Annotated in this window: 1 pseudogene; it reads left to right on the top strand. The window is 45.3% G+C overall.

The features are described 5' to 3' along the window. Nucleotides 1-221, top strand: a pseudogene (locus AB4585_RS23405) (dGTPase); the annotation flags it as partial. Between the last annotated feature and the right edge of the window lie 99 nt (nucleotides 222-320).

Below are 320 nucleotides of genomic sequence, written 5' to 3'. Positions count from 1 at the left end.
CTGAGGTTCAGCTCATTGAGTACAAGGGGCAGCAAATAGTCATAGACCTTTTTGAAGCGCTCAGTGGTGACCCAGAAAGGTTGCTTCCAGAGGCAACCAAGAACAAATGGAGATTGGCGAGGGATCAGCAAGACCAAGGATTTAGGGTTATCTGCGACTACATCTCTGCCATGACCGATGGTTACGCACAAAAAATGCACTCAAAGATGTTTGCAAGCTAACGCTGTTGGTTACCTATTGCGACCGCCAAAGTACTTATCATAAGTACCTTCAGGCAATTGAGAGATCTGAAACTCAACCATTTTATCGAAGGCGTTGAT

Source organism: Vibrio sp. 10N.222.49.C9 (genome assembly GCF_041474985.1).
In the GTDB taxonomy this organism is placed as follows: Bacteria; Pseudomonadota; Gammaproteobacteria; order Enterobacterales; family Vibrionaceae; genus Vibrio; species Vibrio crassostreae_C.
The sequence above is the reverse complement of the archived record's forward strand: the minus strand, read 5'-3'. Positions and strand labels throughout refer to the sequence as shown.